At 63.1% G+C, this 13,123-nt stretch carries 10 protein-coding genes; 4 read left to right on the forward strand and 6 right to left on the reverse strand.

The genetic code is table 11. From position 1 onward, the window contains the following. The first annotated feature begins 204 nt into the window (after positions 1 to 204). A complete protein-coding gene (locus tag JM946_RS28410) occupies positions 205 to 3,255 on the forward strand; it encodes a TonB-dependent receptor (protein ID WP_203170838.1) in 3,051 nt (1,016 codons plus the stop codon). Between the two features lie 4 nt (positions 3,256 to 3,259). Here the strand turns inward: JM946_RS28410 and JM946_RS28415 are convergent, their stop codons facing one another. The 3 genes from JM946_RS28415 to JM946_RS31120 form a co-directional block, all read right to left on the reverse strand. Continuing rightward, the gene (locus tag JM946_RS28415; RefSeq protein WP_203170839.1) at positions 3,260 to 5,107 is read right to left on the reverse strand and encodes an asparagine synthase-related protein; all 1,848 of its coding nucleotides are present in this window, start codon (positions 5,105 to 5,107) and stop codon (positions 3,260 to 3,262) included. A gap of 21 nt (positions 5,108 to 5,128) precedes the next feature. Then, positions 5,129 to 5,866 carry a lasso peptide biosynthesis B2 protein gene (locus JM946_RS28420; protein WP_203170840.1) on the reverse strand — a complete coding sequence of 246 codons (738 nt, stop codon included), beginning with the start codon at positions 5,864 to 5,866 and terminating at the stop codon, positions 5,129 to 5,131. A gap of 388 nt (positions 5,867 to 6,254) precedes the next feature. Next, positions 6,255 to 6,389, reverse strand: a complete 135-nt coding sequence (locus tag JM946_RS31120; protein ID WP_269141143.1) for a hypothetical protein — start codon at positions 6,387 to 6,389, stop codon at positions 6,255 to 6,257. Between the two features lie 374 nt (positions 6,390 to 6,763). On the opposite strand from JM946_RS31120, the gene JM946_RS28425 reads away from it, so the two are divergent. Both JM946_RS28425 and JM946_RS28430 read left to right on the forward strand, forming a co-directional pair. Next, on the forward strand, positions 6,764 to 6,997 hold the full coding sequence (locus tag JM946_RS28425; protein ID WP_203170841.1) for a hypothetical protein: 234 nt from the start codon (positions 6,764 to 6,766) through the stop codon (positions 6,995 to 6,997). Continuing rightward, positions 6,994 to 8,850, forward strand: coding sequence for an ATP-binding cassette domain-containing protein (locus JM946_RS28430; RefSeq protein WP_203170842.1), 1,857 nt, complete (start codon positions 6,994 to 6,996; stop codon positions 8,848 to 8,850). Before JM946_RS28425 ends, JM946_RS28430 begins: the two co-directional genes overlap by 4 nt. Before the next feature lie 82 nt (positions 8,851 to 8,932). On the opposite strand, the gene JM946_RS28435 is transcribed toward JM946_RS28430, so the two are convergent. Then, on the reverse strand, positions 8,933 to 9,946 hold the full coding sequence (locus JM946_RS28435; protein WP_203170843.1) for a transposase: 1,014 nt from the start codon (positions 9,944 to 9,946) through the stop codon (positions 8,933 to 8,935). A gap of 125 nt (positions 9,947 to 10,071) precedes the next feature. Continuing rightward, the gene (locus tag JM946_RS28440; RefSeq protein ID WP_203170844.1) at positions 10,072 to 10,995 is read right to left on the reverse strand and encodes an NUDIX hydrolase; all 924 of its coding nucleotides are present in this window, start codon (positions 10,993 to 10,995) and stop codon (positions 10,072 to 10,074) included. A gap of 44 nt (positions 10,996 to 11,039) precedes the next feature. Here JM946_RS28440 and JM946_RS28445 point away from each other — a divergent pair, with 44 nt between their 5' ends. Beyond that, a complete protein-coding gene (locus JM946_RS28445; RefSeq protein WP_203170845.1) occupies positions 11,040 to 11,975 on the forward strand; it encodes a VanZ family protein in 936 nt (311 codons plus the stop codon). Between the two features lie 9 nt (positions 11,976 to 11,984). Here the strand turns inward: JM946_RS28445 and JM946_RS28450 are convergent, their stop codons facing one another. Then, entirely contained in the window at positions 11,985 to 13,070 is a 1,086-nt protein-coding gene (locus tag JM946_RS28450) for a zinc-binding dehydrogenase (protein WP_203170948.1), read from the reverse strand. Between the last annotated feature and the right edge of the window lie 53 nt (positions 13,071 to 13,123).

Consider the following 13,123-nt stretch of genomic DNA (forward strand, 5'->3'; position numbering starts at 1 on the left):
TATTGCTCAGGGGTCGAATTTGATATCAACGCATGTTTCATAGGGGCCTCCGGGCGGATTTCGTCAGGGGCGTTGAAATATATTGTGAGTCGGATCTCGCCCTAAGTAACAAAGTCGCAGCGCATTGCAGCGTCATGCGCTAGATTCCGGTTCATTGGCGGCGGGGCAGCCGTCCCCGACTTCAAAGGGATCTTGCTGGGGAAGATGGTCGCGAAACAGGTCATCGCCGGAGTCGTGGCGGCTGCATTCATGGGCGGTCCGTTGCCCTTGGCTGCGCAAACCACGCTCGCGCCAAGCCAGGGGGTGACTGCGAGGAGCGACCGGGACGAGCCGCCGTCCCTGCACTACTACACCCTGGACATTCCGCGCCTTACCATCATCGAGGCGCTGAAAGAGTTCACCACCCAGACCGGCCTGCAGATCAGCTTCTGGCCCGATGCGCAGACCGACCAGAACATGCTGGTCGGGCCATTGCGCGGCAGGTTCACCGCGGAGGTGGCTTTGACTCGGCTGCTGGCCTCGAGCGGGCTGGCGTTCAGGAGAACCAACGATCGCTCCCTGGTGGTGATGGCGCCCTCGCTGCTCGGGCTGCCCCGCAATGGATCATCGGCGCCAGATCAGGAGCGAAGCCGCTTGGCGGAGGGGCAGCCGCGCCTGCGTGCAGTCACCCGACCGCCGGAGCCGGAAATCCGTGCGCAAGGAGCAGCCGGTTCGAGCAGAACCGAGCGAATGTTCTCGCGTGAGTCCATCGACGAAGTTATCGTCACCGGCACTCGCATGGAGCGCAGTGGCGAAGGGCCGGCGCCGGTGCAGGTGTTCACTCGCCGGGAGATCGAAGAGCTCGGCGCGGCCTCGATTCCCGATGTCTTGCGCTATACGCCGCAGCAGCCGTTCACGCGGCCCGAGTATTACTACCAGAATGGCGGGCAGTACTCGCAGATGCGCGGCATCGGCATCGACACCACGCTGGTGCTCATCAACGGCCGGCGGGTGGTGCCGACCTCCAACAGCCTGACGTTGAATGCGTTCGATCTGAACAGCATCCCGCTCGCCGCGGTGGAGAAGATCGAAGTGCTGTCCGACTCGGCCTCGGCCATCTACGGCGCCGACGCGATGGGCGGCGTGATCAACATCGTGCTGAGAAAAGAGATTCCTCAACCGGTGCTCGACGTTCAGTACGGCAGCGCGAGCGGAGGGGGCGATCTGTTGCGCGGCTCGCTGAGCGTCGGCTATGCCACGGAACGTTTCAAAGCGTCGCTCATCGCCGATTATCACCAGCGCGACTTTCTGTTCGGCGTCGAGCGCGACCGCTGGCGCAATCAGGATTTCAGCCGTTACGGCGGCATCGATTATCGAACGCCGGGCGGCGCGCCCGCCAACGTGCGCTCGAGCACCGGCCAGAATCTGCCGGGCCTGCCCAGTTCGTTTGCGACCGTGCCGGAGGGCAGTCGGGGCGTCGGACTCACGCCGGATGACTTCATTCCGACGGCCGGCATGCGCAATCACACAAGCACGCTGTCCACGCTCGCCATCGTGCCCGAATCTCGCCAGCGCAACCTCGCGCTGTTTGCAGAGTATGAGCTTGCGCCCGAGCTGAGCGCTTTCGCAGAGGTGTTGCACACCCACCGTGATGTCCTGAATCAGGATGAGCTTCCCTCGGTGGTGGGCGCGCGCGTGCCGGCGAACAATCCGTTCAACCCATTTGGCCAGGAAGTGCTCGTGGACTTCGCGCTCGGGGGCATCGGTCCGCAGCGGACTTCGGAACATTTGCAGACGACGCGCGGCGCCGCAGGCCTGCGTGGCGCGCTGAGTTCCGGCTGGCAGTGGGAGATCGCGGCTGTGGCGAGCACTGAAACCGACGATGTCGTGATCCCCAATCGCGTGAGCGATGAGCGGGTCAGCGCGGCGCTGGCGCAAACAGATCCCGCCCGCGCGCTCAACCCCTTCGTCGACGGGCCTGGCGGCGGCCCGGAGTTGCTGGCGTCGCTCATGGATCCGTCTGTCGATCATCACTTCTCGCGCGGCCGGCAGGTATCTGCCTTCATGCGCGGCGACCTGTGGGAGCTGCCGGCCGGGCCGCTGCAAGCGGTGGTCGGCAGCGAGTGGCGCGATGAGCGAATGGTTTACGACGGCGACACCGAGTCGCTGGCGGACGGGCGCGATGTGAAAGCGCTGTTCACCGAGTTGCGCGTGCCGCTGCTCGGGTCGGCGCCCGACGCCAATGAGGACAGGTTGACGATGACGCTGGCCGCGCGGCTGGATGACTACAGCGATTTTGGCAGCACCCTGAACCCACAGATCGGCTTGATGTGGCGGACGAGCCAGGAGCTGTTGTTGCGCGGCTCGTACGGCACGAGCTTCCGTCCGCCTTCGCTGTTCGAGCTGCATTCGCCGCGCATCTCGGTGTCCAACATGACCGTGGTGGATGCCGCTCGCAATGACGCCAGAAGCAGCGTCACCATCGTTGGCGGCGGCAATCCCGATCTGCGGCCCATTGAAGCGAGATCGATGACGGCGGGCCTGGTGCTCACGCCGAGCGCCGTGCCCGATCTGCGCCTGCTGGCCAACTACTGGAAGATCGGCGTCGACAATCGCGTGACGTACCTGCAGTTCAATTCGCTGCTTGCCAACGAGCACGTGTTCAGCGATCGAGTGCTGCGCGATGAGCCGACGCCGGCCGACATCGCCGCGGGCATCCCCGGGCGGCTGTTGCAGCTGGATATCTCGCGTATGAACTTCGGTCGGCTCGACACGAGCGGCATCGACTTCGAGGTGAGCTATGACATCGCGACCCGCTGGGGCGATTTCACGCCGCGTCTGTCGGCGACCTGGGTGAACGAGTTCGACTCCGTCGACGAGCCGCTCGGCAACGCCGTGAATCGCGTGGGCGTCGCGAGCGTCCTGGGCTCGGTGCCGCGCTGGCGTGTGATCGGCGGCCTTGGCTGGAAGCGCAATGGACTTTCCGCCTCGACCACGATCGATTGGTTGCCCGGCTACATGGATGCGAACCGCGAGGGGCTCACCACGCGGCGACTGCCCTCGCGCATCCTGGTGGATTTCCAGGCGAGCCTCACGGTGGACGAGATGTTCGGTCCGAGCCCGCTATGGAACGATCTGAAGCTGCAGGCCGGCGTGAGGAACGCGTTCGATGAGTTGCCGCCGTTTGCGGAGATCGGCTTTTCCAGCGGCTACGATTCCTCGCAGGGGGAACTGATCGGCCGCTTCGGCTACCTGAGATTGACCAAGGGCTTCTGAGTTTTCACGCCGCCGCCCGCTGCTGCGCGCCCTGCATCCAATGCCGCGCCCACAGCTCCGTATCCAGATGTCGGAACACCTCGCCCAGATAAACCGTGTTCTTGGTGGGGCCGGCCGCGAGCACCTCCTCCAGCAACGCGCGCTTCAGCAGACCTTGGCTGGCGAGCACGCCTTCCAGCAATGTTTCTGTCAGGAAGGCGCGTTGCCGTTCGAAGATCTGGTCGTGAAAGCCTGGCGCCCGATCTTTCCACAGGCGTCGCAGAATCGGCTCGGGCACTTCCGCGGCGAACGCTTTGCGCGCGAGGCCCCGATCGCGGCCCTGATTGAAATGAACATAGATGGGAATCCGCAGCAGCAGTTCGGTCACGGGCTGCGTGTACAGCGGTGAAACGATCTCCGGGACGTCTGCGTCGGCCGGCACGGCCACGTTGTAGTAGTCGGATGCACTCGTCAGCGTGCCGATGCGCCGGATCTTGTCCCATGGCGTGCGCTGCTGGCCATGGAACCAGGGGTGCGACACGTGCATGCCGCGATAGTCCTGCTTGATGTGGTCGCTGACCAGCTGACTCGCCTCGAGAATGCGTTCGCGAGGAATACCGCCTTCATTGGTGAAATTGCGACGGACGGCGGTGGTCAGCACGCTCCAGGTGGATTTCTGGGTCAGAAGCGCGACCTGCGCGGCGAGTTGAAACAAACGCGGTGTGACGCCGTGATTGCGCAGGTACTCGGGCACGGCATGGCTGATCGAGTCGGCGCAGAAGCCCGAATCGCCGCCGTCGCCGCTGAAGATGCCGGAGGCGCCGGTGCGCGCGGCAAGATCCTGTTCGATGATGGTTCGCTGGAACAACTGCAGCAGCGGCATGGGCTCGACCGAGACCGGCATGCGCGACCCAATGCTCAGATCGAGCTCCAGCGGCGACAGAGGATATTCGGTGTGCTCGCATCCGGCGTGTTGTGCGGCGAGCCGTGCCCAGGGGCGCTCGTCGGAGCGGCCGTTCACGCTGTGATAGGTGTAGGCGCTGAAACGCCCGGTCGGAGCATCCTTCAAGCAGCCGGCGATGATGGAAGAGTCGAGCCCCCCGGACAGACGCAGTAACAACGAACGATGTCGGCTGGCCATGCTGTGCACCGTGGACTTCACGACGCTATGCATGGCTTGCGCCGCCTGCGCGGGATCTTCGATCAGATCGCCCGCGCCATCGAATGCTATCGGGCTCCACCAATAGTGACTGGCGCTGCTCCCATCGCGTTGAAATTGGATGCACTCACCACCGCGCACCGGAGTGACTTCATTGAGCGGCGACAGCTCATGCAAGCTGCTGCTGGCCATCAGGTGCGCATGCAGGAACGCTTCGTTGATCGTGAAGCGTTGCAACCGCAGGTCCAGGCAATCGCCGACGCGTGAAAAGAAGATGCTCACGCCATGAAAAGCGGTGCGGAGACAGGGCAGAGGGCCGGTCGGGTCTTTCAAGACCCACCGGGTCTCATCCGCGCTGTCGCGGCCGAAGGCCACGTAGTTGCCCCAGGCGTGATCGATGAGCCATCGACCGCGGCTCGTGACAAACGAGTGGCGCTCGGCTGGCCCGAAAAGCATCGGCTCGTCTAGCGCCGGTGCTGACAGATCCCGATTGCGCGTGAACAACGTTCCGATGAGCGCACCAGCGCCGTCGGCGAGGCGGTGCACTTGTGATGAGTCGCTACGGGCGCCCGCGCAGAACACCTGCATTCCTGGCGTGTCGAGCTCTCGTGCCCACGCCGGGCCGAGCTGCGCAACGCGCGCACCGATCAGTCGCGCCGTTTCTTGTTGTTGCGGGTTTGTCGGGTCCCACACCAGCCCCAGGTATCGCAACATCGCCACGCTCCTTCGCGCGGTTCAGATCGCCAGAATGGGGGTGTACTCGCAAACCTGTTCAGGATTGGCGTCGAGCAACAGCGTTCCCTGCTGAACCCAGCTGTGCGCGGCCCAGGGTTTGGTGCGCACGCCGATCACCCACGTGGGATACACGCTGTGGCTGGCCAGGAATCTGACCAGCGCCAGTGCATGAAACAAACATTGGTCGCGCGCGGCGAACGTATGCGGGCGCAGCCGCCGGAAGATGCCGACCAGCTCGATGGCGCGCTCGGCATCGAACGGCGCGCCAGCTGCGTTCTTCTGCTGGCCGATCTCTTCAGCCACCACATATAAGGTGCGCGATCGCACCGAGCGACGGGCCCAGCTGCAAGCGCGCATGAATTCGACGAGATGGCGCCAGCGGATCGACGCCGTGCGCTCGACCTCGTGCCCCACGCTGGTCAGCAGACTGTCGAGATCCACTTGCGCGGGTGTGAACACCGCAGGCTCGGGCGCGCTGTTGCTGAGAAGGCCGGCGTCTACCAGCTTGTCTGCAATGCGCACCGCGTCTTCGAGCGGCAGAGGCTCGGCGTCCGCGGCGAAGGCGGGGGCTGCGGTCGCAAAGTTCTGCCAGTTGCCGGCGAGAGAGCGCAGCACGGCGGTTTCTTTGCGGCCGACGCCAAAATATCGATTGCGACGCAGGTCGAGCAGCACGGTGCCCGTTGCTGTCGAGCACGCCCGCACGTGCGCCGGCAGCCAGTACGCTTTTTCGGTGTGCATGGCCAGGACTGCCCGAGAGATCGCCCCAGAATATCGACCCAAACATCGAGCCCGATTCGCGCCGAAGCATCGACCCAGATCATCGATTCAAATCATCGACCCAAATCATCGACCGGATCATCGAATCAGATTATCGACTCAGATTATCGACCCATATCATCGACCCGGATCATCGACTCAAATTATCGCCCGGATCATCGACCCAACTCATCGACCCAACTCATCGACCGGTGTCATTCATGCCAGATCATCGATGCGAGATCACATCGGAGTATGGATGAGTGTATCGAATCGAGTATCGGTCGCAGTATCGGCGTATTTCATCAACGGAGCCCGCGCTGACGGGCTCCGCCATCAATTATTCATTGATGTTCTTCAAGATGACGGCCTATCCGTTCTCTCTCTCCCCCAGCAGAAACACCGAGTCGTAGTACTGGGGCCACAAACCCCACTGCTTGGTTTCGACGGTCGCATCACCGAGATCGAGCACCTCGATCTCCATTTCGTCCTGAACTTCGGTCATGTGTCTTTCCCTCGATAAAGCAGCAGTCCTCCTGCGGTGCCAACGCTGCTAGGTTTGCGACCCCACGTCAATACACTTAGGACAACTCCGCTCGAAATTTCTTCGCAGGCAGCAACGCCGAGGCGGGTTTCTGCCGTTTCATAACAGTCCGGAGCGACTCGCGACCGGGGTTCGTTGCTCGGCAAGCAAATAGAACAACACTGTCACTTTTGGTCTTGCACGCCGCAGCGGGCGTGCGAGGCGCATGCCGCGCGCTGAAATCGCTGGAAATAAACTGCCATATATTCGCAACGGCAGGCAGGGCGAATCGCCCAATGGCCGCGAGCTCCGTTATTGTCGCGCGTTGTGGCATGGTCGACACAGGGAGGTTTGCCATGACCTTGATCAAAGGTCGTCCCCTCGCCGCGCGGTGGGTTCGCCCGGAGCTGGCGCCGGCGCTGGGGAATATCGAGGACGAGCACGGGTGCCTGCAGTCCGCAGGTGACAGCGAAACGTTTCGTTTGTCCGTGCAGTTCGCGCAGGCGCATGGCGTGCAAAGCACGGTTCGGCGAGGCGAGATCACGACTCTGAGCAGTAGCGCGCTACTGTCCGGGGCCAGTTCGCGGTGAGTCGGACAGATGCATCGGTCGGCGCCATCGGCACATCGGAAGCTGTCCGCCAGCCTCGGCAAACCCTGCGCGAGGCTTTGCAGCTGCTCTGGTCGGCCGCCGACGGCTTTGCGAAGCGACGATTGCTGGTGGCGCTTGCCCTTGTTGCGGGCGGCTCCCTGCTGGCGGCCGCCACGCCGATCGCGCTCAAGCTGCTCGTAGATTCGCTGGCGCAGGAGGGCACGGGGGCCGGCGGCGCTGCGCTCGCAACGGCGCTGGTCTTTCTGGGGCTGTACGTGCTCGGCATGTATCTCGGTCGCGTTGTCTCCGAAGCGCGCCTCTTCTTACATTTGCGAGCCGAGCAACGCGTGCAGCGGCAGGTGGGGCGACGCCTGTTCGAACATCTGGTGCGCCTGCCGCTGCGCTTCCATCTGGAGAAGAAGACCGGCGCGATCGGCGAGACCGTGACGCAGGGCATGCGCGGTTATCAGCTGCTGCTGCAACACTTCATCCATACCTTTCTGCCGGTGATCATCGAGTTCGTCGCGGTGGCGCTGGTGCTCGCGCACTTCGGCCATGCGGAGTACATCAGCATCCTGGCCGTGGCGTCGATTGCCTATGTATATGCGTTTCAGCGCGGCGCCATTGCGATTCAAGAGCCCTCGCGTCTGGCCTCGCGCGCGCATATCGACGCGAACGCCGTGCTCACCGACAGTCTGATCAATCACGAGACGGTCAAGTATTTCGACGCCGAGCCAGTGGTGTGCAATCGTTATGACCTGGCGCTCGGGCGCACGGAACGATCATGGGCACGCTTCTTCGCGCTGCGAGCGAAGAACAGCATTCTGGTGCACACGATCTTCGGCCTCTCGCTGGCGGTCACATCCTACTTCGCGCTGGTGGACGTCTTTCGAGGCGCCATGACGGTCGGCGACTTCGTGCTGTTGAACGCCTATGTCATCCGCCTGGTGCAACCTTTGGAGATGATCGGACTGGCGGTGCGGGACACGGCGCAAGGGGTGGCGTTTCTGGACAGCCTGCTCGCATTGTTTCGTGAACAGACCGAGATCGAAGCGGTCAACGCACGCTCTGCCGCCGCGCCCCGTGGCGAGCTGCAATTCGACCGCGTCTGCTTCTCATATCACGAAGCGCGCGCCGTACTGCGAAATGTGAGTTTCGCCGTGCCGGCGGGCAAGACCGTCGCCGTGGTGGGCGCCAGTGGCTCGGGCAAATCGTCGCTGATCCGCTTGCTGTTTCGCCTGTACGAGCCGAATGCCGGCGCCATCCTGCTCGATGGCACGCCGATTCGCGACCTGTCGTTGTCGGCGTTGCGCCAGGCCATCGCCGTCGTGCCGCAGGATACCGTGATGTTTCACGACACCATCGCCAACAACATCGGCTTCGGCCGCGCCGATGCGACGTTGCAGGACATCCAGGAGGCGGCGCGGATCGCCAATCTCCACGAGTTCATCCTCACTTTGCCCGATGGCTACGACACCATGGTTGGCGAGCGTGGCCTGAAGCTCTCCGGCGGTGAGCGTCAGCGCGTCGCCATTGCGCGCGCCGCGCTCAAGAAGCCGAAGATTTTTGTCTTCGATGAGGCAACTTCATCGCTGGACACTCAGACCGAGCGGGAGATCCTGCGCAACTTGATCGAGGTGTCGGCGCACAGCACGACCCTGGTCATCGCGCACCGCTTGTCGACCATCGTGCACGCCGACGAAATCATCGTGCTGGATCGGGGTGCGGTTCGCGAGCGTGGCACGCACGCTCAGTTGTGCGCTCGAAATGGCGCCTACGCCGGGCTATGGCAGGCTCAACAAGGGGGACTGTCTCAGCGGGAGGAACTGCCGATATCGCCTGCTCGGAAGTAGAGGCTGTTCCTCCCGCCCCTGGGGCGTTGCCGAGCCCAGCAACGCCCCACTCCCGCCCACTCCCTGGGGCCCCGCTATCGGGTCACACGCTTTGGTGTTGCCGGTCCTCGTCGTCGCCGTCTCGGGCATCGGCGGCGCCATCCCAATAGTGAACTTTGATGCTGCCGCCGATCGGCACCAGCGGCGAGATGTCGTGCATGGCCGTGATCTTGAACAGCTCCGGGCGGCGCGCGCGATAGCGACTGATGGCCATCGACAATGTCGAAGGATCGCGTCGCAGGCAACGCGCGACTTCGCTCAGCGTCGCCACGCCACGCTCGGTCGCATACCACGCGATCAACGCACGCACCAACGTGAATTCGCGTTGACGCGAATTGGACAGAACCAGATCGCGCTCGACGCCCATGCGACAGGTGACGGTGTGAATGATCTGATCGAGCGACGCCTTGCTGCGATAGGTGCGCGAGTTGCGCGGCAGGTTCTCCAGAAATTCGGTGCTGCCGATCACGCGCAGATCGTTGGAGCCGACACGCTCGAACTGAACGACGTCTTCAGGTTCTGGACAACGCGCCATGAACGCCTCGTACTCGGTGCCGCCGTCCTTGAGCTCGAGCAGCCGCTGCGCCGTGCGCGTGGTGAGCCATGGGGTGGCGGACTGGCGCGAGTAGGCGCCATGGCTGGTATGTTCAGCCGCGCCGGGATGCTCCGCCAGCCCGCCCAGTACCGGTACGTGATGCAGGTAGTGCAGCAGCTTGAGCAGATAATGTTTCGGATCGATCAGCACCGCCTTGTAGCGCTGACGGAAGAAGTGTCCCGATTCGCCGATGCGTCGATGCATGCTGCGCGCATAGCGACTGGTGAGACCCTGCATGATTCGACCGACGGAGATCTCGTCGATCTGCAGGATCAGATGAATCGCTTGCGGCGTCCAGCAGTAGCCATGCACGCGAGCGTTCGTGCGACGCAGACCGGTCGCGAGCAGCCGTTCGAAGAGCGCATAGTCCTCGGGTTGCGAAAAGATGGGATGATGAGTGTTGCCATGTTGAACGACATAATAAGTGCCGCCCGCTACATGGAGCCGTTGCCGTCGAGACATCCTTTCAACCTCCTGGTGTGTCTTCCCTGACTGCAGGCGCGAGCATTGCGATCGCGCTCGGTGCTGTCCGTGCCGAAGGACTCTAGTCCGTGCCAGACGGACATGCATTCATATATTTTGTTGTGTCAACGCTCGCTGATGCGCGAAGGCAGCGCGCGCAAGCGTTCGGGATAGGTGATTTGCTGGGATACGCCGCTACCGCTAAACATAGGATAGTCGGCATCCCAAGGCATGACGATCATACGCTGCTCGTGTTTCACTACTTTGGGCAGCACCGGCGGCACCTCACGCTGCGCCTCGGCGCGCAGGATTGCGTCGAGGGCAATGTGTTGTCGCACGCTGGCGTCAAGCTCCATCACGTTGTAGAGCGTCGGTCGCGAAATCGACATCGAACCGTCACGAGCAGCGGCGATGAGCGCGGCCGGCGTCATCCACGAGATCTCAGTCGCTTCGATTGCGTCTACCGCCGCGCTCTGTTCGGGCGGCAGCGCGGCGACAAAGAACCGGGTATCGAAGCGTTTCGACACGCTCGAAGGCGTGATCCAATGCGACCAGTACACCAGCCGGCGCACATCCAGTTGCAGGTGTTCTTCCTGCAGCGAGGTGGCAAACAGCTCCGGTTGTGAGACGATTGCAGGCCGTCGCTCATGCAGTCGCGCCAACCTTGCATCGCTCCCATGGCCGCCGTCGGTCGTCGTCGCCAGCAACACACCGGTCTCTTCGAACGTTTCGCGAAACGCCGCGACGGCCAGCCCCAGACACATCGTATCGGGCAACGCATTGCCGTCCAGATCGAGCAGGCGATGGCAGCTTGCTTGCGCCGGTTCAGGGATCAGCGCAAGCGACTCTGGCGCCAGATCCGCCGGGCACAAAGCGCCGCCGGGAAACACCCAGAGACCTCCCATGAACGCGAGATTCTGATGTCGACGCGTCAACAGAATTTCGATGGCGCCGTCTCGTTCACGCAGCAACAGCACGCTGGCTGCATGGCGGGGAACGACCGGTCCGCTGGGCGTGGTCGCGCCGCTTTGGTTGGAGTTGCTGCTCAAGATGTCGGATCGCTCCCGTGAAGCGCGCCTCTTGGATGATAGGGGTGGCGATCGCGATTCTGCTGTGGGCGGTGGTGTTCGCGCCAGCCCCTGGTGAAACCCGCTGGATCCGCACCCTGCACAACTCGGCGCATGCGCCGATTTTTGGCTGTGTCGCCTTGCTGTCGTTGCTGCTCATTCGCACGCGCCCGCGGTTCGCTGCGCTGAGCCCGCAAAAACAGTACGCATCGGCCTTGGCGATTGCGGTGGGCCTCGGCGTACTGACCGAGTTCGTGCAAATGCTGACAGGGAGGGATGCAAGCTTGGAAGATGCGCTTCATGACACCATCGGCGCCGTAGCGGTGCTCGGGCTGTTCGCGGTGTTCGATGAGCGAGTTCGCGCCTCGCCGCGCACGTCCATGGTGCGATTCGCATCTGCTGTTGTTGGGGTGGCGGCGCTCGCCGTCGCGGCCACGCCGGTCACGCGAGCTGCCATCAAGTATCAGCAGCGCGATCAGCGCTTTCCGGTGCTGGCGGATTTCAGCGAACGCTTTGATCGCTACTTCATCCTGCAGCAGTCGGCAGAAGTTGCACCGGCGCGAATGCCCGCGGCATGGGCCAGCGGGGCGGACGAGCAGGCGATGCACGTGCGCTTACTCGAAGGGCCGTATCCGGGGCTGCATTTTATCGAAGTGCCTCCCGACTGGAGTGCGTACTCGATGCTTGCTTTGGATCTCACCAATCCGACAGAGCTTGCGCTTCAATTCGTGGTGCGCGTTCACGACGCCACGCACAACAATCAGGTGGAGGATCGATTCAATCGAGTGTTCGAGTTGCCGCCTGGAACGCGGCAGATCGTCCGCATTCCATTGCGCGACATTGCTGCCGGCCCACGGGCGCGGTCGCTCGATCTGCGCCAGGTTGCAGGCGTGATCGTGTTTCGAACCGATGAGTCGCCGCGTGCGAGCGAGCTTTACTTCTCGCGCGCCTGGCTCGAGTGATCGCTGCGACTAGAGCGCGATCACGGTGCGGATCGACTCGCCCTTACGCATCAGCTCGAAGCCTTCGTTGATCTGCTCCAGCTGCAGCCGGTGCGTGACCAGTGAGTCGAGATCGATTTTTTTCTCGACATACCAGTCCACGATTTCCGGCAGCTTGGTCACGCGCGCGCCGCCCATGTAGCAGCCAGTCCAGTGGCGGCCCATCATCAAGTGGCCGGGGTAGGAGGTGACCTCGGCCCCTTGCGGGGCGACGCCGACCACATAGCTCGTGCCCCAGGCCGGATTGGTGCATTCGAACGCCTGTCGCATCACCTGCGGATTGCCGATGCATTCGAAGGTGTAGTCGGCGCCGCCGCCGGTGAGCTTCATCAGATGGCTGGTCAGCTTCTCGACCGTCTTGGGATTGACGAAGTCGGTGGCGCCAAACTGGCGTGCCACCGCTTCCTTGGCGGGATTGGTATCGACGCCGATGATCTTCTTGGCGCCGGCCAGTCGCGCACCCTGCACCACATTGAGCCCGATGCCGCCCAGACCGAACACTACGACCGAGCTGCCAGGCTCGACTTTCGCTGCGAACAACGCCGCGCCCAGGCCGGTGGTCGCGCCACAGCCGATGTAACAGATCGGATCGAACGGCGCATCGTCACGCACCTTGGCCAACATGTTCACCGGCAGCACCGAATAGTCGGCGAACGTGCCCAGTCCCCACAACTGCGTGACCGGCTTGCCGTTCAGGGAAAAGCGCGACTCGCCCGGCTTCAGGCGCGTGAACGCCTCGACGCACAGATTGGTTTTGGGCGAATGGCAGTAGCCGCACTTCTCGCAATGAGGGATCAAGAACGGAATGACGTGATCGCCGGGCTTGAACCTGGTCACCCCAGGGCCGCATTCCACCACCACGCCGGCGGCTTCGTGCCCGAGCAGCGCAGGAAATTGCCAGGGCAACTTGCCCTCGAACACGTGCAGATCGGAATGACACAGGCCGGTGCTCTTGATGTGCACCAGGACTTCACCCTCGCGCGGCCCTTCCAGTTGCAAGGTCTCGATCACGAACGGCTGGTTGGGGCCATGCACGACGGCGGCGCGGACTTGCAGTGTCACGATGCAGTTTCCCCCGAAAGCTTGCGAGATCCAAAGCGGCTGCCGAG

This window comes from Steroidobacter gossypii (genome assembly GCF_016801985.1).
Classification (GTDB): domain Bacteria; phylum Pseudomonadota; class Gammaproteobacteria; order Steroidobacterales; family Steroidobacteraceae; genus Steroidobacter; species Steroidobacter gossypii.